Below are 21,904 nucleotides of genomic sequence, written 5' to 3'. Positions count from 1 at the left end.
TAAATCAATTCCATTTATTTTTCAAAATTTCGACCTTTCCATTTATAACCTTTAAAGGTAGAAGTAACAGCAATGTAAACACTAAAAAAAGGATATATTAGAAATCCGAAAATGTAAGTTCTTAAAATGTGTTTTTGATTAAAGAATAATGCCGATTTATAGATTAAAAAGAAATCGATATTAAACTTAATAATTAAAATATAAATAAAAATTTTAATATTGAATATGCTTAATATGCATAGCAGTAAAAGCGAAATGATTAAAGCATTCATTACTAAAACAACGAAACCTATTAGTTTGCCAAATCCATTATTGTAAGCACTTGTTTTAGCTGCCCATCTTATGCGTTGTTCTTTTAATGTGTTCCAAGTTGGTTGTGCTTTCGTTTTTACAATAGCTTGTTCGCATTTTAAATAGTTTACGTTTTTGGGATACGTTTTAACAGCTTTTTCTAACAGGAAAATATCATCGCCACTTGCTATATTGTTATTACCATCAAATCCGTTTAATTCGAAAAACAATGCTTTTTGATATGCAAAATTTGCACCATTGCATAAAAAAGGTTTTTTAATACCAAAACCGGCAATGGTTGCGCCTTGTAAACTTAAAATATCGAGTAATTGAAAGCGATTTAACAAGCTATTTTCATAGACATAAGTTACCGGAGCAACTATACATTTACTGTTTGTGGTTTGAATAAACTCATCAAAACTATCCAGCCAATATTTGGGCAAAGTGCAATCGGCATCGGTTGTAATTATCCAACTATGTTTTGCTTGTTTTACCGCTGTTGTTATGGCATCTTTTTTTGGGGAATTTGAAGTTCTTTCATTCTTAATAATCGAAATGTCCGTGCGAGTGTCTCGTTGTAGTCGGGATGTATCGAGAGCTTTTTTAATAATTTTAACCGAATCATCAACCGAATCATCATCAACAAAAAAAATTTCGTATAAATGATTTGGGTATTCTAAGGCATTAATTGAAGCTAACAAATGGGGTAGATTTTCAGCTTCATTTCTAAAAGGAATAATTATAGAAAATGTTGTTTTAGCTTCAATGCTTTTCAATTTGAAAGTCGATACTTTATCAAAACCAAAAATAAAACTACCTATTAAAAGCAAATATAGAAGTGTTATAATAATGCTAATTAAAACCATAATTAATCTTCGCTTTTTGGTAAATTGAAATTAAGGACATAAAAACTGCCAAACACACTTGGTAGCACAAAATTAAATAGCCACATAATGGTAATGATACTTAAAATAGTAAGCTCGTTTACGTCAATTAATGCGAATAAATATAGAGCTACACTTCCTTTTATAACCACATCGAAAATAAATATAGACGGAATTATTGATGCCAATAAATACATAGACGTAATCATCATCATCGCACTTCTGTAAGTGATATTAATATCAAAAATTTGTAATAAAAAGTAAAACTGAAATGAAAAAATAGCGTATCGTAATAGCGATAATAAAAACCCAGACACGATTTTATCTCTAGGAAATTTTAAAATGAATTGCTTTACTTTTTCTAACGAAAAACCTTTAATTGATAATTTGCTTTTTTTAATACCAAAGCCTATTAAAAACACGACCATTAAGCTAATTGCAAATACGCTTGCTAGTTTGTAATAATCTAAATTCACCTCATAGGTTGTTATTAGAAAATAAAAACCAATAACACCTAAAGTAACAGTTACAGTCATTTGCAACAGGTTGCTTAACAGATTGATTAGTACGATACGTTTTCTAATATTTGATGGATAGCACATTGCTTTAGCACCATATTCACCAACTCTATTTGGAGTAAATAATGATGCTGTTAGCGCCCCTAAACTTTGCTCAAGAGCATTTTTAAAAGTGATTTTTTTAACAAAAGATACTAAGGTTTTCCATTTTAAAATTTCTAAAAACCAGTTAAAAAAGCTTAAAAAAAATAATAAAATGATGTTTTTTGGTGTAAAAAGGTTCTTTTTTGATAGAAAATCAGCAAAAACAGAAAATTGTAAACTATCGTTATTTGTTAGTTTTTCATAAATAAAATAAAATGCGCTAACAACAATGCTTAATTTAATCAGCACAAAAAAGAATTGCTTAGTTTTGTATGGCAACGTTTTATTCATAATTATAAAAGGGTACAGCAAATTAAACCAATATTATTATATGCCTCTTAAATTTAAACCGATATTATTTTCAATACTTTTTACTAGTTTTAGTTTTTTTGTGTTTTCACAAAGTGATACAAACACGATTAAAGCGCAATTTGCGTTAGGTGTTAATAGTCCGTCGGCAAATGGTTTTGTTGCTAATTTTGAAGCTAAATCTGTAAATTTTCCGAGTATTAATTTAGGAATTCAGTATATGTTTAAGCCTAAGTTGGGGGCAAAATTAGATTTTGGTTATAACCGTTTTTCAAATTTGAATAACACACCAGAATTTAAAATTAATTACACAAGACTCAATGCTCAATTGGTTTATAATGCAACAAGTGTGTTTGGCTTTTTGCCACAGCGTATAGCTACATTTGTTCATGCTGGTCCAGGGTTAACAACTATTAAACCTTTAGGTAATTATACTCAGAATGATACCTCATTTTTAAATGCGATGGCAGGCATTGAGTTTCATTATGGTGTTTCTGATAAACTTTCGGTGTATTTTGATGCCTCTTATATACTAGGATTTGGTAAAGATTTTAATTCTATTTCGGATGGATTTGGATCGTTTAACGGAAATCTATTAACATTAACTATTGGCGCTTCTATTTCGCTTAGTGGTTGTCAATATTGTGATTAATGAGTAAAGAAAGAATTATTTTAGGCATTGACCCAGGAACAACTATTATGGGTTTCGGACTTATAAAAGTAGTTGGAAAAAACATGGAGTTTATGCAGCTTAATGAGCTCGATTTAAAAAAATATAGCGATCATTATTTAAAGTTGAAACTTATTTTTGAACGCACTATAGAGCTTATAGATACCCATAACCCAGACGAAATAGCAATTGAAGCACCGTTTTTTGGTAAAAATGTGCAAAGTATGCTTAAGTTAGGTAGGGCTCAAGGTGTGGCAATGGCAGCAGGTTTAAGTAGGGAAATACCTATTACAGAATATTTGCCTAAAAAAATAAAAATGGCCATTACTGGTAATGGAAATGCCAGTAAAGAACAAGTAGCCAAAATGCTTCAAAGTTTGTTGGGATTAAAAACGTTGCCTAAGAATTTGGATGCGACTGATGGTTTAGCGGCTGCCGTTTGCCATTTTTATAACTCTGGTAAAATTACTGTTGGTAAAAGTTATTCGGGCTGGAGTGCTTTTGTAAAGCAGAACGAAGGAAGAGTAAAAAAAAGTTGATTTGTTTATCTGTTAAGTCGTTTAGTTGTCATGCCTTCGTAGGCAGGGATCTATTTCTAAGTTATTAATATGATTTACTAAATATAATATGGAATTTTTAACTGACTGCAAACTGCAACTGAATACTGTAAACTAAATGAGCGCCATCTACATCCACGTCCCATTTTGCAAACAAGCATGTTTTTATTGCGACTTTCATTTTTCAACCTCTTTAAAAAAGAAAGATGAATTGATTCAAGCACTAGTAAAAGAGTTAGAATTACGAAAAGAGGAACTCAAAAATCAATCCATTGAAACCGTTTATTTTGGTGGCGGAACACCAAGCTTATTGTCCATTGACGAATTGCAATTATTGATTGATTCGGTTTACAAGAATTATTCAGTAATTGAAAACCCAGAAATAACATTAGAAGCCAATCCAGACGACCTTTCGAATAAACGAATAAACGAATTAACAAATACACAAATCAACCGCTTAAGCATCGGTATTCAATCGTTTTTTGAAGATGATTTAAAACAAATGAATCGCGCTCATAACGCCCATGAAGCCAAAACATGTTTGCAAGAAGCAACTAAACACTTCGATAATATAACCATCGATTTAATTTACGGCATTCCCAATATGAGTTTAGAAAAATGGAACGAAAATTTAGAAATAGCTTTTGGTTTCGGTGTCAATCATATTTCAAGTTATGCTTTAACGGTCGAGCCAAAAACGGCATTAGATTCATTTATAAAAAAAGGAACCTATCCGCCCATTGATGAGAATTTAGCATTACAGCATTTTAATCACTTAGTAGAAAAAACAAACGAACAAGGTTTTGTACATTACGAGATTTCTAATTTTGGTAAACCTAACTGTTTTTCAAAGCACAATACCAGTTATTGGCAAGGAAAACCATATATAGGTATTGGACCTTCGGCACATTCATTTAGTAAAACACGGCGTAGTTGGAATGTATCAAATAATTCAAAATACATTCAGTCTATTCAAAATAATAAACTTCCAAATACGGTTGAAACACTTTCTGTAAAAGACCAATATAACGAATATATTATGACAGGTTTACGTACCATTTGGGGTGTTTCTTTATATAAAGTTGAAACCGATTTTGGTAAAGAATATTTAACTCATTTAAAGAAGACTTCTGAAAAATTTATAAAAAAAAAATTACTTGTCATTGAGAACGAAGTGCGTCAATCTGTTTTATTTGAAAAGATTACTTCGTCGGAGACTCCTTGTAATGACATTAGAATAACAACAACTCAAAAAGGAAAATTTTTAGTTGATGGTATTGCTGCCGATTTATTTATGATTTGATTATATTTGAATATGATCGCAACAATACAATACAATTCAAGAAAAATACAAATTGATGTGTCTAAACCTATAGATATTTCTATAGCGATAGATATGTCTAAAAAAAACATAAATGCTTGGTATATAGATGACCCACAGATTGTTCCAGAAGAGTCTGATGGTAAGGTAATTAAAGTTTCAGAAGGTGCCGTTGTCAATTTTAACAGTATCCATTTTAACCCTCATTCGCATATAACACATACCGAATGTGTTGGGCATATCACAAAAGAAATACATTCTGTAAACAAAAATTTAAAGCATTATTTTTTTGTGGCAGAAGTTGTTACCGTTGCACCAGAAAACGATGGGGATGATTTTTTTATATCTAAAAAACAGATTAAAACAGCTTTAAGAAATAAAAAAAGAGATGCTATTATTATTAGGACTTTGCCAAATTTATTGGAGAAAAAAAGCAAACGATATTCTAATACAAACCCACCTTTTTTATTAGAAGAAGTCGCTACTTATTTGATAGAAAAGGGCATTAAACACTTATTAATAGATTTGCCATCGGTAGATAAAGAGAAGGATGATGGAAAATTGTTGGTTCATAATGCCTTTTGGAATACCAAAGGAAAACTTAGAATGGATGCCACTATTACAGAATTTATTTATGTGCCCAACTCTGTTGATGATGGCGAATATTTATTGAATCTTATGATTGCCCCTTTCGAGAATGATGCAACACCAAGCAAACCTATTTTATATAAAATTATTGAGTAAATGGAATCATTTTTAGGAATCATTATTGGTGTTTTGGTTAGCTTAGGTGTTGTTACTTACTTAAAATCTCTTAAGAAAAAACAATTGGTTAATTCGCAATCTGTATTGCTTTTAGATAAAATTAAAACGGTTTGTAAATTCATAACTGTTGAAGGTGATTTTGCCGAAATTTATCATTATGAAGATGTAAAACAACGTTTCCTGAAACTTATTTCTAGTAAAAAGAAGGCATTGGTAGTTATTAATGCTAAAGCTTATGTGGGTTACGATTTGGCTAAGATTCAACTTAAATCAGATAATGGTAATAAGAAAATAATATTAGAACATTTTCCGCAACCCGAAGTATTGTCTATTGAAACCAATTTGAATTATTATGATAAAACCGATGGCTACTTTAATAGGTTTGAGGCAAACGATTTAACCGATTTACATACAGAAGCAAAGCAACACATTAAAGATAAAATTCCAGAAAGCGGACTCATTCAAGTCGCTCAAAAAGAAGCCTTAGAAACTATTTTGCTTATGGAAACCATTGTTGAAACTATTGGCTGGAAATTGGACTATTCAGCATTAAAAATTGAAGAAGGTAAAACAAAGAAGCTGCAATAATGATTAATATATCTACAGATAAAAACAAGCTTCAAATTGATGTCATTCATCGATTTTTAACTACAACGTATTGGGCAAAAGGAAGAACTATTGAAGAAATAAAAGCATCAATAGCGCATAGCTTTTGTTTTGGGGTTTATATAGAGGAAAAGCAAATTGGTTTCGCAAGAGTAGCTACAGATTATGTTGTTTTTGCTTATGTAATGGATGTATTTATACTTCCTGAATATAGAGGCAAAGGTTATTCAAAACAACTAATGAAAGCAATTAATGAAGAACCCAAATTACAATCGTGTAAAGTATGGATGCTTAAAACGTCTGATGCTCATAAGCTATATAAACAATTTGGATATACAGACTTAAAACATCCAGAAAAAGTAATGGAACGACTTTTAAAATAATTTTTGTCATTCCTGAGAAGGCAGAAATCCATTATTAATATATATTATTTTTTATGAATATAGAACAACTCCGAGAATATTGTTTAAGTAAAAAAGGTACCTCTGAAGGATTTCCTTTTGACGAAAACGTTTTGGTATTTAAAGTACTAGGAAAAATGTTTGTGCTTACAGGATTAGATAGTTGGGAAAAAGGTGAAGCAGCTGTAAATTTAAAAGCAGATCCAGACTATTCAGAAGAATTACGAGCAGAATATAGTAGCATTCGCCCAGGATATCACATGAGTAAAAAACACTGGAACACCTTATATATTGATGAAGGTGAATTAGAAACAAAACTTGTTTTGGAGCTTATCAACCATTCTTATGATATGGTTGTGAAAACCCTGCCTAAAAAACTACGAGAGCAATTATAAACTCTATTAAGTTAATATTCAAATAAATATTTTGTATATTTAACTTCATTCATCAAAAAATAATCTCTCAATTCCTAAATTATTTATAGCATAATCATTAGCCCTTAAATCTTAAAAGTAGTATTTATTAAACCAATATATTAACTTTAATTTTTAACAGATTATGAAAACAACCAACCGATTATTTTCAGCAATTGTAATTACATTTTTGCTGTTAACCTGAGTTCGATTAATAAAGAGTCAACTGATTAGACTTTACAGTCTGATATTTTATAGAAGGTTTCTTAGGCAAAAAGCTATATGCGATAAGGCCTGCAACTATATTTGATAAGAAATTAGTAAAGCTTCTATGTCTAGAGTGTTCAATTTGACAAATATTTTTGAGTTCATCATTTACCGTTTCAATAACAGAACGTTTTCTGAGTAAAATTTTATCACTCATTGTCATTAAATAATTTTTCATATTGTTTTTGATATGCGTAATTAAATGCAATCCATCGGCAAAAAGCAATTGCATTAAATCTTTTCCGACATAACCTTTGTCTGCGTATAATTTACCATAAATTTTATCTAAAAAAGACTTCTTTTTTAGTGGCGTTCTATCATCAACATTAGCTTGGGTTATTGTAAAGTTTAGAATCTCGCCTTTATCATTTATAACGATGTGCAATTTAAAGCCATGGAACCATCCCATAGTGGATTTCCCGGTAGTTGCAATGCCTTTGAATACTTTGTTGTTCTTGATTCGTTTAGGTTTACAAACTCTAACAGGCGTAGAATCCACAAAAGAAATACCAGTAGAATCGCCTAAACAGCACGTCTTTAAAAACAAAGTCATTGGCATGAGATTTTGCTGCATGAGTTCTGTAAATCTATTGTATGAAACTGTAGCTGGAAAATCATCTCGCATATGCTTTTGCAGGTAATAAATGTAGAAGTGCTTAAAGGTTCTAAAACCACTGAGCTGAAACAAAATGGTAATAGTGATCACCTCGCTATTTGACATAACAGATGGACGTTTTGGAGGATTTCCCAAAAGATGTTTATCGACTATTTGGTCATATTCTTTACAAAATTCATCAACAAGACAGAAAATTTCAGTAATTTTAGAGTAGATTATCATAGATAGATTTTTAGATTAATAAATTGAAAATCAGAACTTTAATTTACTGAAAATCTATCTTTTTCACTAATAAAAAATGCCTAAATATTAATCGAACTCAGGTTGTTAAACACAACAACAATTATTGCTCAAGAAGAAGCTCAGCAAGGACCTGAGTACGTAACCATGACAGTCATGCACTGGAATATGGATTTAGAAGATTTTAAAATGGAAGAATGGAAGGCAGTAGAAAAGGAATATATGGATAAAGTTACTAAAAAGAATGAACATGTTATGGCAGCAGGCTTTTATTTACACCAAATTACATCAGACAACAGAGAGTTAGTTTATGTACAGGCATATGCCAATTGGAATGCTATAGATTTAGCAGCTAAAAGAAACACAGAATTAGCTAAAGACGCATGGCCAGATAAAGATAAACGAAAAACCTTCCTTAACAAGCAAGCAAATTATTATTCGCCTTTTCATTCTGATGAGATTTATGCCACCATGCCACATGCGAAGAGTTTATCTGAAGAACCAAAAAAAGACATGATTGTGTATTTACGAACTAGCCATTTTGCTTTTCCAGAAGATGGTTCATATAAAGAGTTTATGGATACGTTTGCAGAATACACTAAAAATGTAACTCATAAAAACGAATATGTAAAGGCTTATTACCCAATGAGTCATGCTTATGGTTCAGATAAAACGCAATTTGTAGAGGCTTACTTTTTAGATTCGTTAGCAGACTTAGATAAAAAGTTTGATAAAGATGGAGAATTATTTGATGCGCATTGGAGCGATGAAGAAGCTAAAAAAGAAATGGGTGAAATGGGTAAAAAATATTTTACAGGAGTACATGGAGATGCTGTTTATAAAGTTGTTCCTGAACTGAGGAAGTAATAAAACACAAATTTTTTAAAAAGGAGAGATGCCATTGGTGTCTCTTTTTTGCTTACCAAAACACAAACTTGTAGAACCTTTTATTTAAGCGTAATATTGTAAAATCAAAAAGCAACCCATGAGTTTATTACAAACGTTACAAGAAAGAAGCAATAATGCATGCGAATTATGTGCAGCCACCGAGAATTTAGATATATACGAAGTGCCACCAGCATCAACCGTAGGAGTTGATGGAAGTTTACTAGCTTGTAACACATGCATTTCTCAAATAAATAATCCAGAAACTACAGATGCAAATCATTGGAGATGTTTAAATGATAGTATGTGGAGCGAACATCAAGCGGTAAAAGTAGTTGTTTGGAGACTTTTAAGCAGATTAAAAGCAGAAGGTTGGCCACAAGATTTGCTAGATATGATGTATTTAGAAGATGATATTTTAGAGTTTGCAAAAGCTACTGGAGAAGGTGTTGAAGAAGGTGATAAGGTAATTCATAGAGATGTAAATGGTGTTATTTTAGAAGCTGGAGATTCTGTAGTTTTAATAAAAGACCTAAAAGTAAAGGGCTCAAGTATGGTTGCTAAACAAGGAACGGCCGTAAGAAACATTCGTTTAGATCGTGATAACGATAAATACATTGAAGGTAAAGTTGGGCCTACACAAATCGTTATTATTACTGATTACGTAAAGAAATTATAAATTATTATTCTTAAAACCAGTTGGACTCAATTGTTTTACAACCTTAAACTGTCTATTAAAATTAGACATATTATTAAACCCCGATTTTTCGGCAACTTCAGAAATTGTTAAATCTTTATTTGATAGTAAAAGCTTGCAAGCATGCTCTAATCGTAATTCATTTAAAAACTGAATATAGGTTTTATTAGTACGCTTTTTAAAATATTTACAGAATGCATTTTTAGTCATGTTTGCAACTTCGGCAATGGTGCTTAATGTGATGTCGCTTTCAAAATGATTCATAGTATATTCAAAAACATTTCGCATTCTGTTCCCTTCATTATCAGAATATTTTTTATCGTAAATAAAAGAAGATAAACTTTTATAGTTACATTTTGAAGCTATTTTTAGAAGCTGAAGAAGCGCAATAAATCGATTCAATTTGGTTGCCTTTTCAATTTCAAAAAACAAATCTTTAAACAGTTTTTTTTTCGATATTATTTTAAAACCGTGTTTGGCGCGCTTAAAAAAAGGCTCTAATTCTTTTAAAGCTTCCAATTCAAAAAAATGAGTTCCAAAAGACTGTTTGGTAAAAAATAAAGATAGCATGTGTGATGTGGTTGAAGTATTCAAATCGCTTTTAAACACATGCGGAATATTACTGCCAATTACCAAAATGTCATTTTTGGTATAATCATTTATAGTATCGCCAACAATTAAAGTGCCTTCGCCTTCAACAATAAAACTTATTTGAATCTCTTCATGTTGGTGTAATTTATCATAAAATGCATCCGTATAATCTACCTGAAAAATAAAGGCATCATGTTCTGGTTTTGGTATTTTAAAGGGTAAAACGTTCAATTTTAATTGCTTTTTTATTTCTCTCCTTTGGAGAGGCGTATTGATAGAGACAGAGAGGATAAAGGTACATAAATAATACTCTAATTAATTATTATGAATACATGTATGGATAATATAGTATATGTTCTGGATAAACAAGCATTATTAAACTAGTCAAACAAATTATAATTTTGGTAAAAATTAAATAGCATAATAATGAGTTTAAAATGGGAAGGCGTTATGCCAGCAGTTACAACAAAGTTTACTGATAGTGATACTTTGGATTTACAAATGTTCGAAACCAATATTAAGGCACAATTAGATGCAGGTGTTCATGGCATTGTCCTTGGGGGAACATTAGGAGAAGCAAGTACTTTACTAGATGAAGAAAAAAGTGTTTTAGTTAAAACAACGGTTGAAATTGTTGAAGGACAAGTTCCTGTTTTAATGAATGTTGCTGAACAATCTACAAAAGGTGCTATCGCCGCTGCTCAAAAAGCTGAGGAAGATGGTGCAAAAGGACTCATGATGTTGCCGCCAATGCGTTACAAATCTGGAGATAGAGAGACAGTGGAGTATTTCAAAGCTGTGGCAAATAACACATCCTTGCCAATAATGATTTACAATAATCCAGTAGATTATAAAATTGAAGTGACTTTAGATATGTTCGAAGAGTTACTTAAATGCGATAATATTGAAGCTGTAAAAGAATCAACAAGAGATATCTCAAACGTTACCAGAATAAAAAATCGTTTTGGTGATAGATTAAAAATAATGACAGGTGTTGATACTGTCGCTCTAGAAAGTTTACTCATGGGAGCTGACGGTTGGGTAGCTGGTTTAGTGTGCGCATTTCCCGCCGAAACCGTTGCCATTTACGAGCTACAAAAAGCAGGCAGAATTAAAGAAGCCATCGAAATTTACCGCTGGTTTTTACCATTGCTAGAGTTAGATATAAACCCTAAATTAGTGCAAAATATAAAGCTAGCCGAAGTGTACACAGGTATAGGATCCGAAAATGTTCGTGAACCACGTTTACCACTTCACGGCAACGAACGTAAACACGTAATCGACATAATAGAAGCAGGATTAAGAACACGTCCAATATTACCAGAGTATAAAAATTTAAGTGCTCTAGTATAAATAATTTGGGTGTTACCAATCCAAAAAGCGGCCAGTCTTGTAGCTTGTCTTGGACGTAGTCGAAAGGCTGTATTTTTTGTTTTTTTGTCAGTCCTGCGAAGGCAGGAATACACTAATAAAAATAAAATGTTAGAAATAAGACCAACATGCGAACACTGTAATAAATCATTACCATTTGATTCTCAAGAGGCTATGATTTGTACGTTTGAATGTACATTTTGTAAAGATTGTGTAGATTCAATTTTACAGCAAGTTTGCCCAAACTGCGGCGGTGATTTTGAAAAACGACCAGTTCGTCCAAAAAATTTATTAGAAAAATATCCAGTATCAACTAAAATAGTTCACAAACCAGTAGATATGTAGAAGCACATTTAAAGCGAATAAAAAGTAAGCTATCAAATTGATGTTTAGCATCGAAATATAAGACAAATTAGCAATGTTTGTCATTCCGCATTTGATGCGGAATCCACAATGAAACAAAAAATCGATTCAGCGTTGTAGCGCAGAATGACAAAAAACAGTTATGATAACAGGAAAAAACTACATCGGAAATCAACTATCAGCAAAAGGAAGTAAAACATTTAAAACATTTAATCCTTTACTGAATATTGAAAACCCATGGGGCATCACAGAAGCATCAAACGATGAGGTTAATCAAGCAGTGGAATTAGCTTCAGAAGCATTTAAAACTTATTCTAAAATATCAGGAGTGAAAAAAGCAACATTCCTAAGAGAAATTGCTAACGAAATTGAAGCTTTGGGCGACGAGTTATTACAAGTATATTCCTCAGAAAGCGGCTTGCCAAATGGGAGAGCCATAGGCGAACGCGGTAGAACATTGGGGCAATTACGCGCTTTTGCAAATCATATTGAAGCAGGTAATTGGGTCGATGCATCTATCGATACCGCACTACCAGACCGTCAACCATTGCCAAAAGTAGATTTAAGAAAAATGAATGTGGCTTTAGGACCCGTTGTCGTTTTCGGAGCATCAAATTTCCCGTTGGCGTTTTCAACAGCAGGGGGTGACACCGCTGCGGCATTAGCAGCAGGATGCCCCGTTATTGTTAAATCGCACCCAATGCATGCAGGAACTGGCGAAATGGTAGCTTCAGCAGTTATAAAAGCAGCAGAAAAAACAGGCATGCCGAATGGTGTGTTTTCAAACTTAAATAGTAGTGGTATTGAAGTTGGTCAAGCTTTAGTACAACATTCAAAAGTTAAGGCAGTAGGTTTTACAGGAAGCATAAAAGGTGGTCGTGCATTATATAATTTAGCAGCAAAACGAGACGAACCAATTCCTGTATTTGCAGAAATGGGAAGTATAAATCCAGTTGTTCTGTTGCCAAAAGCATTAAAGAATAGAGCAGAGACAATTGCTCAAACATATGCAGGCTCAATTACTTTAGGCTCAGGGCAATTTTGCACAAACCCAGGATTAATCATTGGTATTAAATCTGAAGGGTTAACCAATTTTGTAAACACTTTAGCTAAAGAAATTGTAAAAATAGAACCTTCGTGTATGTTGCATCCAAATATTGCAGGAGCTTACGAAACCAATAAAACAAAAGCATTATCTCAAAAAGGATTAAAAGTTTTAGCTGGTTACGAAAATGAAGTAGAGCCTAATTTTGCAAGACAAGTGGCTACCACAGTTGAAGGTGAAACATTTTTAAATAATCCAACATTACATCACGAGGTTTTCGGACCATTTTCATTAGTTGTTCAATGTGAAAATGAAGCACAATTAGAAGCCGTTATTTCAAATTTAGAAGGGCAACTCACTGGAACAATAATTTCTGATAATAATGAAATTACTGAGCATTCAAATAGTATTAGTGCATTGCAAAATAGAGTGGGGCGTATTATTTTTAACGGTGTACCAACCGGTGTTGAGGTTTGTCCATCCATGCAACACGGAGGCCCATATCCTGCATCAACAGATTCAAGATTTACAGCAGTTGGTGTAGATTCTATTAAAAGATGGGTTCGACCATTTAGTTATCAAGATTGGCCAAACGAATTGCTTCCAGATGAATTGAAAAACGAAAATCCATTAGAGATTCTAAGAATTGTAAATGGGAAACTTACTAATCAACAAATTTAATATTTAATCGTGTTTTATGAAAAGATTCAAACTATACTACCTCTTTTCCTTTTTAGTTTTTTTATCGTTTAAACAAATATCAGATTCAGATAAATTAAACGCAATTATTGCAAAATATGAAGCGGAAAGAGAATATGAATTTAAGCGAAATGAATCTTTAGAAAACACGATTAAATATTATCAAGCCGAAGCTGATTTTTCAATAAAACTTAAAAAAGAATTAGAGTTGCTAGCTGTCGAAGGTTTATCTAAAACAGAGCAAATATCTAGAGAGTTGCTACTATTCGTTTTGCAGGATAAAATTGATGCAAATACCTATAAGACGTACTTGAATACAATAACAAATGAATCTGCTTTTCACTTGAATTTGAGTAGAATGGGAAATAGGACTTTTGAAAAAAAGGAGCAAGTAATTGAATATTTAAAAACACTAGACAACTTACCACAAAAGGTTGATTACAATATAAGTTTATTAAGAGGAGCGATAAAAGAAGGGCTCGCACAGCCTAAAGCAATTTTTCATAATTATGAAGACACTTATAATAAACACATTCTTTCGGACGTAACCCAAAGTGAGTTTTTTAAACCATTTAATAAGTTACCAGAATCGTTTTCAAAAGAATTAAAAGATTCTATAATTAACGTTGCCAAAATCAGTGTTCAGAAAAACGCAATAGATCAATATAAAAAGATAAAAACCTTTTTTGAAGATGAATACCTTCCAAATACAAGACAAGGTTTAGGCATCTCAACTGTTCCAAATGGGAAAGCATTTTATCAAAACAGAATCAATTATTTTACTACAAGTTCTAAATATTCAGCTGATGATGTTCATCAAATTGGGTTGCAAGAAGTAGCCAGAATTAAATCAGAAATGAATAAAATTATTTCTGATTTGAATTTTAAAGGATCATTTGCTGAGTTTTTAAAATTCCTTAGAACTGACGAGCAATTTTATCCAAAAACAGCTAAGGAATTGTTAATGTTTGCACGTGATATATCTAAAAGAATAGATGCTGAATTACCTAAATATTTTATAACATTACCACGTAAACCTTATGGCGTTGTTCCAGTTCCAGAGGCAATTGCGCCAAATTATACAGCAGGAAGATATTCTGGTTCTTATAGTGAAACAACAGCTGGGTTTTATTGGGTAAACACTTATAATTTACCTAGCAGAACATTATATACAATTCCTGCCTTAACAGCACACGAAGCCGTTCCGGGTCATCATTTACAAATGTCATTGAATAATGAATTGCCAAAAATAATTCCCGATTTTAGAAGAGGGTTATATTTATCAGCTTATGGTGAAGGTTGGGGATTATATTCAGAATATTTAGTAGAAGAAATGGGTATTTACACAACACCTTATGAAAAATTTGGACAGTTAACTTACGAAATGTGGAGAGCTTGCAGATTAGTTGTTGACACTGGAGTTCATGCAAAAGGTTGGACAAGACAGCAAATGATTGATTATATGTCTGAAAATACGGCGTTGTCAATTCACGAAGTGAAAACAGAAACAGACAGGTATATTTCTTGGCCAGGACAAGCATTATCATACAAAATAGGAGAAATTAAAATCAGGCAACTACGTAAAAAAGTAGAAAAAGCTTTAGGTGAAAAGTTTGATATTCGTCAATTTCATGAAGTTATTCTTGAAGAAGGAACTGTAACGCTTTCAATTATGGAAAAGCGTATGGACAACTATATAGAGGAAAAATTAAATGAGTAAAACAAAATTTGTGTGTATTGATGCACACACTTGTGGAAACCCTGTAAGAGTTGTTAAAAGTGGAGGCCCAAATCTAATTGGTAAAACTATGAGTGAAAAGCGGCAGCACTTTTTAAAAGAATACGATTGGATTCGTAAAGGTTTAATGTTTGAACCTCGTGGACATGATATGATGAGTGGTAGTATTATTTACCCACCACATAACCTTGAAAATGATTTTGCTATTCTTTTTATTGAAACTTCTGGTTGTTTACCAATGTGTGGACACGGAACAATTGGTACAATTACAATTGCCATTGAAGAAGGTTTAATTACACCCAAGATTCCAGGGAAAATCAGAATGGAAGCACCAGCTGGTTTGGTTGAAATTGAATATCAACAAACCAAAAACAAAGTAGATTGGGTAAAATTAACCAACATAAAAAGCTATTTAGCAGTAGAAAACTTAACAATTGATTGTCCAGAATTGGGTGAAATCCTTTTTGATGTAGCTTATGGAGGGAATTTTTACGCTATAGTTGATCCACAGAAAAATTTTTCAGGAATACATGATTTTACGGCTTCAAAAATCGTTCAATATTCGCAAGTGGTACGAGATAGAATCAACGAAAAATATCCTAATAAGTTTATTCACCCTGAAAACAAAACCATTAAAAATGTGACTCATATGTTGTGGACAGGAAATCCAATCGATCCAACATCTTCTGGACGAAATGCGGTGTTTTATGGCGATAAAGCGATAGATCGGTCACCTTGTGGTACAGGAACATCTGCAAGATTAGCACAATTGCATGCTAAAGGAAAACTAAAAAAGAATGAAGACTTTATTCACGAAAGTTTTATTGGTTCAAAATTTATTGGTAGAATTGAACAAGAAACAATTTTAGATGGTAAAATAGCAATAGTACCAAGTATTCAAGGTTGGGCAAAAGTTTATGGGTATAATACAATTTTTATTGATGACGAAGATGATCCTTACGCTCACGGTTTTCAAGTCATTTGATTTTTAATTATGAGTAAAAAAGTAATAATTATTGGGGGTGGAATTATCGGGTTATGTTCTGCATATTATCTTCAAAAAGAAGGACATCAAGTAGCTATTGTCGATCAGTCTAATCTCGATTCTGGGGCTTCTTATGTTAATGCGGGGTATTTATCACCAAGTCATATTATTCCTTTATCTGCACCAGGTGTAATGAGAAAAGGCTTGAAATGGATGTTTAATAAATCAAGTCCACTTTATATAAAACCGCGATTAGATTTAGATTTTTTAAGATGGACATTGGCATTTAATAAATCATGCAATGCAAAGCATGTTAAAAAAGCAATTCCAACTATTAAAGCAATTTCGCTTTTAAGTCAAGATTTATACGACGACATAAAGCGAGATGAAAATTTTTCATTCCATTATGAAAAGAAGGGCTTACTCATGTTGTGCCAAACCGATAAAGCTTTAGAGGGAGAAATTAAAACTGCAAATTTAGCAAAACAAGAAGGTTTAGATGCTAAAGTAATTAACCTTAATGAGCTAAAACAATTAGAACCAAATGTAGCGTTAAACGTTAAAGGTGCGACTTTATACAAATGCGATTCTCATACTACACCCCATGAGTTTATGGGCGACATGAAAACGTATTTAAAAAATAATGGTGTTATTTTTTATACCAATGAAAAGGTTGAAGATTTAGAAATTGAAAACCAAAAAATTTTAGCCATCAAAACCAATAAACAAGTTTTAAAAGCAAATGAATTTGTTTTGGCGGCAGGATCTTGGAGTCCTATTTTAAGCAAAAAATTAGGATTGAAATTACTACTTCAAGCTGGAAAAGGATACAGGATAAATACAACAAACCAAACCAATATTTCAATACCGGCCATTTTAACCGAAGCAAAAGTAGCTGTAACACCAATGCATGGTTTTACAAGGTTTGCTGGTACTATGGAAATTGCAGGCATTAACCATAATATTAATAAAATTAGAGTTGAAGCTATTGCTGATGCAGCTAAACGATATTATCCTGAAATCACTTTAACTGTAGAAGAAAAAAACAATGTGGCTTGTGGACTGCGTCCAGTGTCACCAGATGGATTACCGTATATTGGCAAATCTATAAAGTGTAAAAATTTAACCGTTGCCACTGGTCATGCAATGATGGGTTGGAGTATGGGGACAGCTACAGGGAAATTGGTGTCCGAAATTATTTCGGAACAAAAACCATCATTAGAATTAACTAATTATCATCCAGACAGAAATTTTTAAATTATTACAAATCTAAGTTTTCAATATGTAAGCGCATATTAATCATATGTTTTTTAAAACCTGCTTTTTCGTAGGCTTTAATAGCAGCTATATTACCTTCATAAACATCCAATCTAATTTCGTAAACACAATGCGTTTTACACCATTTTAATAAAGCATCAATTATTAGTTGGTTAAGCTGTTTTCCTCTATGCTTTTCTGAAACAAACATGAATCCTAAATAGCCTTGTTTTTCGTGTTTTAAGTAGTGTCTGTCAGATTTAATTTTTGCATAGCCAGATGCTACAATTTCATTATCATTTTCTACAACAAAAACTACAGAGTTTGGACTTGTAATTAATTCTGGAATATCATAATAGTTAATATTTCCGTTTTGAATCGTAGTATCAAAAGGTCTTTCTGCCTCAATTACACCTTGCTCAAACTTTAATAAAGTGGGTAAATCTTTTAAGGTTGCTTTTCTAACTATTAGTTGCATAATTTAACTGGAAGTATCAGCAATAATCTTCCATTCACCATTAATTTTCTTAAAAACAATCATAAAGATACCATCAGCATTTCCAACATTTCTTTTTAGGTGATATTCTCCCATAACAAAGTAAGCACCTTCGTTTATTTTGGAAATATCATTAATTTTAAAGTTTAAAATACCTGTATGATCTTCGGTAGGATATGCTTTTTTATAGCGTTCTAAAGTATTTTGCCAGCCATAAGTAACACCATTACTACCATAAAATTTAAGCGAATCACTTTTCCAGTAGCCTTCCATAAATTCTTCAATATTATTCTTAGACCAGGCTATTCTTTGTTTTTTTAAAACTTTTTCAATGCTTTTTTTGTCTTGAATTTCAGTTGATTGGCCATTGCTGTGCAGAAAAGTAACAAGGCATAGTAATAGTATAAAATGTTTCATAAATAGTATTTTTATAAAAGTAAAAATAACAAAATCCTGCTTTAAAAGGGGTTACTCGTCGATTAATTTGACATCTCTTATTTTTTTAACTAAAGTTAAAATCTCTTCATCGATTAAATAATGTGATTTTGTTTTAAGTTGTATACTTTTATTTGATAATCAATTGATTAGTCTCCCTCAAATTTATTGTTTAACCCTTTTAAATAACTTAATTATGGAATTAGAGATTACAAGCTACAATAACTTTTTTAAAATGAAGGGCATTCTTAATAAACGCAATTTGAATGTATTTAAGAGTGAGTTTAATAATGTTTTTGAAAAAGTAAATGCGCTCACTATTAGTATTGAAAATATTGAGTGGATGGATAAGTATGGCGTAACTGCATTAGCAGAATTACATTATGAAGCTTTATCTAAAAACAAGAAAATGTCTATAATTGGATTAGGATGTAAAGACTTATACGAGCATTTTAAATCTGATTTTGCTGCATAACATTGTCATCACCCCAATAACAAGCAAAGGCTTATAATTATATAAGTCTTTACTTGTTTTAATGGTTAAATCTTACTCTAAATTGATTAAAAATCACCCCTTACATCGTCATAGTATAAATAAGTTTGCTTATTAATTATAAAGAGCGAATTGATGAGTTTATTTAAAAGAATATGTTTTTTCTGTGGATTTTTAGTTTTATCAATATTAATAAGTTGTTCAAAGGGCTCTGTGCCTTCTGAAGATATTATTGTAGATCCGGATTCCCCAACAGAAGAAGTGTTTAATTACACGTCAGATGCAAAGTATAATTTGAATATTGTATACTTCATTCCTAAAGATGTGCCAAATCGTACAAATTCTCATAAAAGAGTAAGTGAAATATTACTGCATGGTCAAGAGTTTTATAAGCAAAATATGAATGGTTATGGTTTTGGAGATAAAACATATAATTTACTTGTCGATAATGCTAAAAACCGAGTAAAGATAAACTACGTTGAAGGAAAGTTTAATACCTCTAGTTATCCTTACGAAGGAGGAGGTAATAAAGTAATTGAAGAGATTGAGGCTTATTTTAAAGCGAACCCTAGCGAAAAAAATAGTGAGCATACATTGGTTTTAATGCCAGTTAAAGATCATGATAATCCTAATGTGCCATTTTATGGTTTAGGGCGTTGGTGTTTTGCTTTGGATTATAATGATATGGATGTAAAACACTTTGGAGGGAATTCTAAACTTAGTAATGATGCTACGAAATATATAGGAGGTCTACTTCATGAGTTAGGACACGGTCTAAATTTACCACACAATAAACAAAAAGTATCAGAATATACTGATGCAAATAAAGGAACCTCATTAATGGGAGCTGGTAACTATACATATGGTAGTACACCTACATTTTTAACCGAAGCAAGTTGCGCTATTCTTAATAATAATCAAATTTTTAATAATTCAAACGCAGCTTTTTATACAGGAGCTACTGCACAGATTAATACTATTCAAGCAAACTTTGAAGATGGAGCTTTAAAGGTGTCTGGAACATTTCAATCTGATGTTGCTGTAAATTATATTGGATTTTATAATGATCCAGCAGATGATAATGCCGACTATGATGCTGTTACTTGGGCAACAGCTGTAGATGATAATAGTACTTTTAGTGTTTCTATGCCTATTAATGAGCTTGATAAAAAGGGAACCATTGAATACGTATTAAGATTGAGATTATGCCATACCAATGGAGAAATTTCTAACTTTTCATATTCTTATAAGTTTGACAATAATATACCTATTATTGAATTTGGCGATCAAGACTATTTAGTCAGAACAAATTGGAGTATAGTGTCTTTTACCTCTGAAGAATATAACGCTACTGCTAGTATGATTCTAGATGATGATCCTTCTACGTTTTGGCATTCATGTTGGACGGGAGGATGCACTGCAACGTATCCTCATAGTATAGTTGTTGATACTGGTGAAACTATTACAGCAAAAGGGTTTTCTTTTTTACAAAGAAATGGTATGCGAAAGATAAAGGATGTTGAAATATTGGTTAGTGCAGATAATGTTACATGGGAAAGTAAAGGAAATTATGTGTTAAAAGACATTAATACAATACACCATGTGCATTTGGATAGTGAAACCACCTTTAGGTATTTTAAGATTGTTGCAAAATCTGCGTTTGATGGAGCCCAATTTGCTGCCATGGCAGAAATTAAATGCTTTTAATTAGATATAAAAAATTATAGAATTTTAGTTTGTTTATTGTAAAAAGCTTCTTGTTGCTTTTTCATTAACTCTTGAGTTATTTTCTTTTTATAAGCATACAATTCCTCTTCGTTTTCAATATCATTATATACACGATCATTAATAGCATAATCTGTTTTTAGTAAAGCTTCTCTTTGGTTTTTATTTTGAATAACTGAAGTTTTTATTGCTGTTTCCTCATCTTCAATTTTAAAATCGTACGCGCCTTTTGGCGATAATAATTTAGCGAAAATAGGTGAGGTTTCAATAGCTAAAAACAGTAAGAATATAAAGAATGATGGCAACCAAGGCAACTCGCCTAAAGCATTAATACGTGCCATTAAGCCATCAAAATTATTGATTATGGGTTGTGTTGTAACCACTTGTTTTTCGTAATCTCCCTTAAGGACAACTATCTGATTCTCTGCGACAATCATTTTTTCTTTATTCTCAGCTTTTAATTGTTGTAGTTCAGCTAATAAAGCATCGTGCTTTTCTCGTTTTTCTTTATAAACAGGTCCTTTGCCCAATAGTTTTGTGCCTGCTGTTCCTTCCGCTTCTGCTATGTAGGTATCGTAAAGCGCATTAACCTCCGCTTCTTTAATGTCTATTTGTTGTTGTAAACTTGCTATTTCACTTTGTAGTGAAGCTATATTTGGTGTAAACTGTTCTGCTATTTGGTTTTTATTGGCTAGTGTTAGTTCGTTTTTTTGTTCTAATAATACTTGATTGATTTCTTTTTCGAAAATCTTTAACTCTAAAGGTTTCGAAATTACAATTGCAATAATGACTGCTAATACAATTCTAGGTGAAGCGTGGATTAGTTCATCTATAACATTTCCTGTTTTTTTGATGGTTGAAACAATATAACGATCTAAATTAAAAATGAGTAACCCCCAAATTAATCCAAAGAAAATTGCCGTGTAAAGATTATCGAAAACCGTATAAAGCGCATAGCTACCTGCAATAAAAGCCATAACAGCGGTGAAGAAAACGGTGGCACCAATACCGGCGTATTTGTTTTGTTCGCCTACCGAACAAGTTTTTAAAATATTGGTATCTGACCCAGAGCAAATAATGAAGAATTGCTTTAACATAATGTGATTGATTTTGATTGATACT

At 31.9% G+C, this 21,904-nt stretch carries 24 protein-coding genes; 17 read left to right on the top strand and 7 right to left on the bottom strand.

All coding sequences use genetic code 11. The features are described 5' to 3' along the window. Positions 1-14: 14 nt before the first annotated feature. Entirely contained in the window at positions 15-1,157 is a 1,143-nt protein-coding gene (locus RG22_RS06210; protein ID WP_034041792.1) for a glycosyltransferase, read from the bottom strand. Between the two features lie 2 nt (positions 1,158-1,159). Next, a complete protein-coding gene (locus RG22_RS06205; protein ID WP_034041790.1) occupies positions 1,160-2,128 on the bottom strand; it encodes a lysylphosphatidylglycerol synthase domain-containing protein in 969 nt (322 codons plus the stop codon). A 40-nt stretch (positions 2,129-2,168) separates the two neighbouring features. Between RG22_RS06205 and RG22_RS06200 the strand changes: the two genes are divergently transcribed. The 7 genes from RG22_RS06200 (at position 2,169) to RG22_RS06170 (ending at position 6,861) form a co-directional block, all read left to right on the top strand. Further along, entirely contained in the window at positions 2,169-2,798 is a 630-nt protein-coding gene (locus RG22_RS06200; protein ID WP_034045800.1) for an outer membrane beta-barrel protein, read from the top strand. After that, entirely contained in the window at positions 2,798-3,355 is a 558-nt protein-coding gene (gene ruvC / locus RG22_RS06195) for a crossover junction endodeoxyribonuclease RuvC (RefSeq protein ID WP_034041787.1), read from the top strand. The genes RG22_RS06200 and ruvC overlap by 1 nt, the downstream gene beginning before the upstream one ends. Positions 3,356-3,491: 136 nt before the next feature. Then, positions 3,492-4,676, top strand: coding sequence for a radical SAM family heme chaperone HemW (gene hemW / locus RG22_RS06190; RefSeq protein ID WP_034041785.1), 1,185 nt, complete (start codon positions 3,492-3,494; stop codon positions 4,674-4,676). Positions 4,677-4,688: 12 nt separating this feature from the next. Beyond that, a complete protein-coding gene (locus tag RG22_RS06185) occupies positions 4,689-5,438 on the top strand; it encodes a cyclase family protein (RefSeq protein ID WP_052143657.1) in 750 nt (249 codons plus the stop codon). Then, positions 5,439-6,047: a DUF4230 domain-containing protein gene (locus RG22_RS06180; RefSeq protein WP_034041780.1), complete on the top strand. Its 609-nt coding sequence runs from the start codon at positions 5,439-5,441 to the stop codon at positions 6,045-6,047. Further along, on the top strand, positions 6,047-6,448 hold the full coding sequence (locus RG22_RS06175) for a GNAT family N-acetyltransferase (RefSeq protein ID WP_034041778.1): 402 nt from the start codon (positions 6,047-6,049) through the stop codon (positions 6,446-6,448). Before RG22_RS06180 ends, RG22_RS06175 begins: the two co-directional genes overlap by 1 nt. 53 nt (positions 6,449-6,501) lie before the next feature. After that, positions 6,502-6,861, top strand: a complete 360-nt coding sequence (locus tag RG22_RS06170; RefSeq protein ID WP_034041775.1) for an MmcQ/YjbR family DNA-binding protein — start codon at positions 6,502-6,504, stop codon at positions 6,859-6,861. Positions 6,862-7,090: 229 nt separating this feature from the next. On the opposite strand, the gene RG22_RS06165 is transcribed toward RG22_RS06170, so the two are convergent. Further along, positions 7,091-7,984 (bottom strand): IS982 family transposase, encoded by an 894-nt coding sequence (locus RG22_RS06165; protein WP_034041773.1) that lies wholly within the window; start codon positions 7,982-7,984, stop codon positions 7,091-7,093. A 102-nt stretch (positions 7,985-8,086) separates the two neighbouring features. On the opposite strand from RG22_RS06165, the gene RG22_RS06160 reads away from it, so the two are divergent. After that, a complete protein-coding gene (locus RG22_RS06160) occupies positions 8,087-8,869 on the top strand; it encodes a hypothetical protein (RefSeq protein ID WP_052143656.1) in 783 nt (260 codons plus the stop codon). A 118-nt stretch (positions 8,870-8,987) separates the two neighbouring features. Beyond that, positions 8,988-9,566, top strand: coding sequence for a PhnA domain-containing protein (locus tag RG22_RS06155; protein ID WP_034041771.1), 579 nt, complete (start codon positions 8,988-8,990; stop codon positions 9,564-9,566). On the opposite strand, the gene RG22_RS06150 is transcribed toward RG22_RS06155, so the two are convergent. Continuing rightward, positions 9,561-10,406, bottom strand: coding sequence for an AraC family transcriptional regulator (locus RG22_RS06150; RefSeq protein ID WP_034041768.1), 846 nt, complete (start codon positions 10,404-10,406; stop codon positions 9,561-9,563). The genes RG22_RS06155 and RG22_RS06150 overlap by 6 nt on opposite strands. Before the next feature lie 195 nt (positions 10,407-10,601). Here RG22_RS06150 and RG22_RS06145 point away from each other — a divergent pair, with 195 nt between their 5' ends. The 6 genes from RG22_RS06145 (at position 10,602) to RG22_RS06120 (ending at position 17,633) form a co-directional block, all read left to right on the top strand. Beyond that, entirely contained in the window at positions 10,602-11,528 is a 927-nt protein-coding gene (locus RG22_RS06145; RefSeq protein ID WP_034041765.1) for a dihydrodipicolinate synthase family protein, read from the top strand. Between the two features lie 126 nt (positions 11,529-11,654). Next, positions 11,655-11,891, top strand: coding sequence for a DUF1272 domain-containing protein (locus tag RG22_RS06140; RefSeq protein ID WP_034045798.1), 237 nt, complete (start codon positions 11,655-11,657; stop codon positions 11,889-11,891). A gap of 160 nt (positions 11,892-12,051) precedes the next feature. Continuing rightward, the gene (locus RG22_RS06135; RefSeq protein WP_034041763.1) at positions 12,052-13,635 is read left to right on the top strand and encodes an aldehyde dehydrogenase (NADP(+)); all 1,584 of its coding nucleotides are present in this window, start codon (positions 12,052-12,054) and stop codon (positions 13,633-13,635) included. Between the two features lie 16 nt (positions 13,636-13,651). Then, positions 13,652-15,373: a DUF885 domain-containing protein gene (locus RG22_RS06130; RefSeq protein ID WP_034041761.1), complete on the top strand. Its 1,722-nt coding sequence runs from the start codon at positions 13,652-13,654 to the stop codon at positions 15,371-15,373. After that, the gene (locus RG22_RS06125; protein ID WP_034041758.1) at positions 15,366-16,376 is read left to right on the top strand and encodes a 4-hydroxyproline epimerase; all 1,011 of its coding nucleotides are present in this window, start codon (positions 15,366-15,368) and stop codon (positions 16,374-16,376) included. Before RG22_RS06130 ends, RG22_RS06125 begins: the two co-directional genes overlap by 8 nt. A 9-nt stretch (positions 16,377-16,385) precedes the next feature. After that, entirely contained in the window at positions 16,386-17,633 is a 1,248-nt protein-coding gene (locus tag RG22_RS06120; protein WP_034041756.1) for an NAD(P)/FAD-dependent oxidoreductase, read from the top strand. Between the two features lie 4 nt (positions 17,634-17,637). On the opposite strand, the gene RG22_RS06115 is transcribed toward RG22_RS06120, so the two are convergent. Both RG22_RS06115 and RG22_RS06110 read right to left on the bottom strand, forming a co-directional pair. Then, positions 17,638-18,111, bottom strand: coding sequence for a GNAT family N-acetyltransferase (locus RG22_RS06115; RefSeq protein WP_034041754.1), 474 nt, complete (start codon positions 18,109-18,111; stop codon positions 17,638-17,640). Between the two features lie 3 nt (positions 18,112-18,114). Continuing rightward, complete coding sequence (locus tag RG22_RS06110; protein WP_034041753.1) at positions 18,115-18,546, bottom strand: YybH family protein; 432 nt, start codon at positions 18,544-18,546, stop codon at positions 18,115-18,117. A gap of 214 nt (positions 18,547-18,760) precedes the next feature. On the opposite strand from RG22_RS06110, the gene RG22_RS06105 reads away from it, so the two are divergent. Together RG22_RS06105 and RG22_RS06100 are read left to right on the top strand one after the other, a co-directional pair. After that, positions 18,761-19,039, top strand: a complete 279-nt coding sequence (locus tag RG22_RS06105; protein WP_034041752.1) for a hypothetical protein — start codon at positions 18,761-18,763, stop codon at positions 19,037-19,039. A gap of 153 nt (positions 19,040-19,192) precedes the next feature. Then, positions 19,193-20,764: a discoidin domain-containing protein gene (locus RG22_RS06100; RefSeq protein WP_034041751.1), complete on the top strand. Its 1,572-nt coding sequence runs from the start codon at positions 19,193-19,195 to the stop codon at positions 20,762-20,764. A gap of 14 nt (positions 20,765-20,778) precedes the next feature. Here RG22_RS06100 and RG22_RS06095 read toward each other — a convergent pair whose 3' ends face one another. Then, on the bottom strand, positions 20,779-21,879 hold the full coding sequence (locus RG22_RS06095) for a DUF4407 domain-containing protein (RefSeq protein WP_034041750.1): 1,101 nt from the start codon (positions 21,877-21,879) through the stop codon (positions 20,779-20,781). Positions 21,880-21,904: the final 25 nt, after the last annotated feature.

The organism is Wocania ichthyoenteri Th78, assembly GCF_000789235.1.
GTDB classification, from domain to species: Bacteria; Bacteroidota; Bacteroidia; order Flavobacteriales; family Flavobacteriaceae; genus Wocania_A; species Wocania_A ichthyoenteri.
This window is presented reverse-complemented; position numbering and strand designations above follow the sequence as displayed.

Coding starts and splice junctions, on each gene's coding strand:
- RG22_RS06125 (WP_034041758.1), top strand. CDS start 15,366: ATGAGTAAAACAAAATTTGTGTGTATTGATGCACACACTTGTGGAAAC.
- RG22_RS06145 (WP_034041765.1), top strand. CDS start 10,602: ATGAGTTTAAAATGGGAAGGCGTTATGCCAGCAGTTACAACAAAGTTT.
- RG22_RS06200 (WP_034045800.1), top strand. CDS start 2,169: ATGCCTCTTAAATTTAAACCGATATTATTTTCAATACTTTTTACTAGT.
- RG22_RS06180 (WP_034041780.1), top strand. CDS start 5,439: ATGGAATCATTTTTAGGAATCATTATTGGTGTTTTGGTTAGCTTAGGT.
- RG22_RS06115 (WP_034041754.1), bottom strand. CDS start 18,111: ATGCAACTAATAGTTAGAAAAGCAACCTTAAAAGATTTACCCACTTTA.
- RG22_RS06095 (WP_034041750.1), bottom strand. CDS start 21,879: ATGTTAAAGCAATTCTTCATTATTTGCTCTGGGTCAGATACCAATATT.
- RG22_RS06165 (WP_034041773.1), bottom strand. CDS start 7,984: ATGATAATCTACTCTAAAATTACTGAAATTTTCTGTCTTGTTGATGAA.
- RG22_RS06140 (WP_034045798.1), top strand. CDS start 11,655: ATGTTAGAAATAAGACCAACATGCGAACACTGTAATAAATCATTACCA.
- RG22_RS06130 (WP_034041761.1), top strand. CDS start 13,652: ATGAAAAGATTCAAACTATACTACCTCTTTTCCTTTTTAGTTTTTTTA.
- RG22_RS06185 (WP_052143657.1), top strand. CDS start 4,689: ATGATCGCAACAATACAATACAATTCAAGAAAAATACAAATTGATGTG.
- RG22_RS06110 (WP_034041753.1), bottom strand. CDS start 18,546: ATGAAACATTTTATACTATTACTATGCCTTGTTACTTTTCTGCACAGC.
- ruvC (WP_034041787.1), top strand. CDS start 2,798: ATGAGTAAAGAAAGAATTATTTTAGGCATTGACCCAGGAACAACTATT.
- RG22_RS06210 (WP_034041792.1), bottom strand. CDS start 1,157: ATGGTTTTAATTAGCATTATTATAACACTTCTATATTTGCTTTTAATA.
- RG22_RS06120 (WP_034041756.1), top strand. CDS start 16,386: ATGAGTAAAAAAGTAATAATTATTGGGGGTGGAATTATCGGGTTATGT.
- RG22_RS06170 (WP_034041775.1), top strand. CDS start 6,502: ATGAATATAGAACAACTCCGAGAATATTGTTTAAGTAAAAAAGGTACC.
- RG22_RS06175 (WP_034041778.1), top strand. CDS start 6,047: ATGATTAATATATCTACAGATAAAAACAAGCTTCAAATTGATGTCATT.
- RG22_RS06105 (WP_034041752.1), top strand. CDS start 18,761: ATGGAATTAGAGATTACAAGCTACAATAACTTTTTTAAAATGAAGGGC.
- RG22_RS06205 (WP_034041790.1), bottom strand. CDS start 2,128: ATGAATAAAACGTTGCCATACAAAACTAAGCAATTCTTTTTTGTGCTG.
- RG22_RS06100 (WP_034041751.1), top strand. CDS start 19,193: ATGAGTTTATTTAAAAGAATATGTTTTTTCTGTGGATTTTTAGTTTTA.
- RG22_RS06135 (WP_034041763.1), top strand. CDS start 12,052: ATGATAACAGGAAAAAACTACATCGGAAATCAACTATCAGCAAAAGGA.
- hemW (WP_034041785.1), top strand. CDS start 3,492: ATGAGCGCCATCTACATCCACGTCCCATTTTGCAAACAAGCATGTTTT.
- RG22_RS06155 (WP_034041771.1), top strand. CDS start 8,988: ATGAGTTTATTACAAACGTTACAAGAAAGAAGCAATAATGCATGCGAA.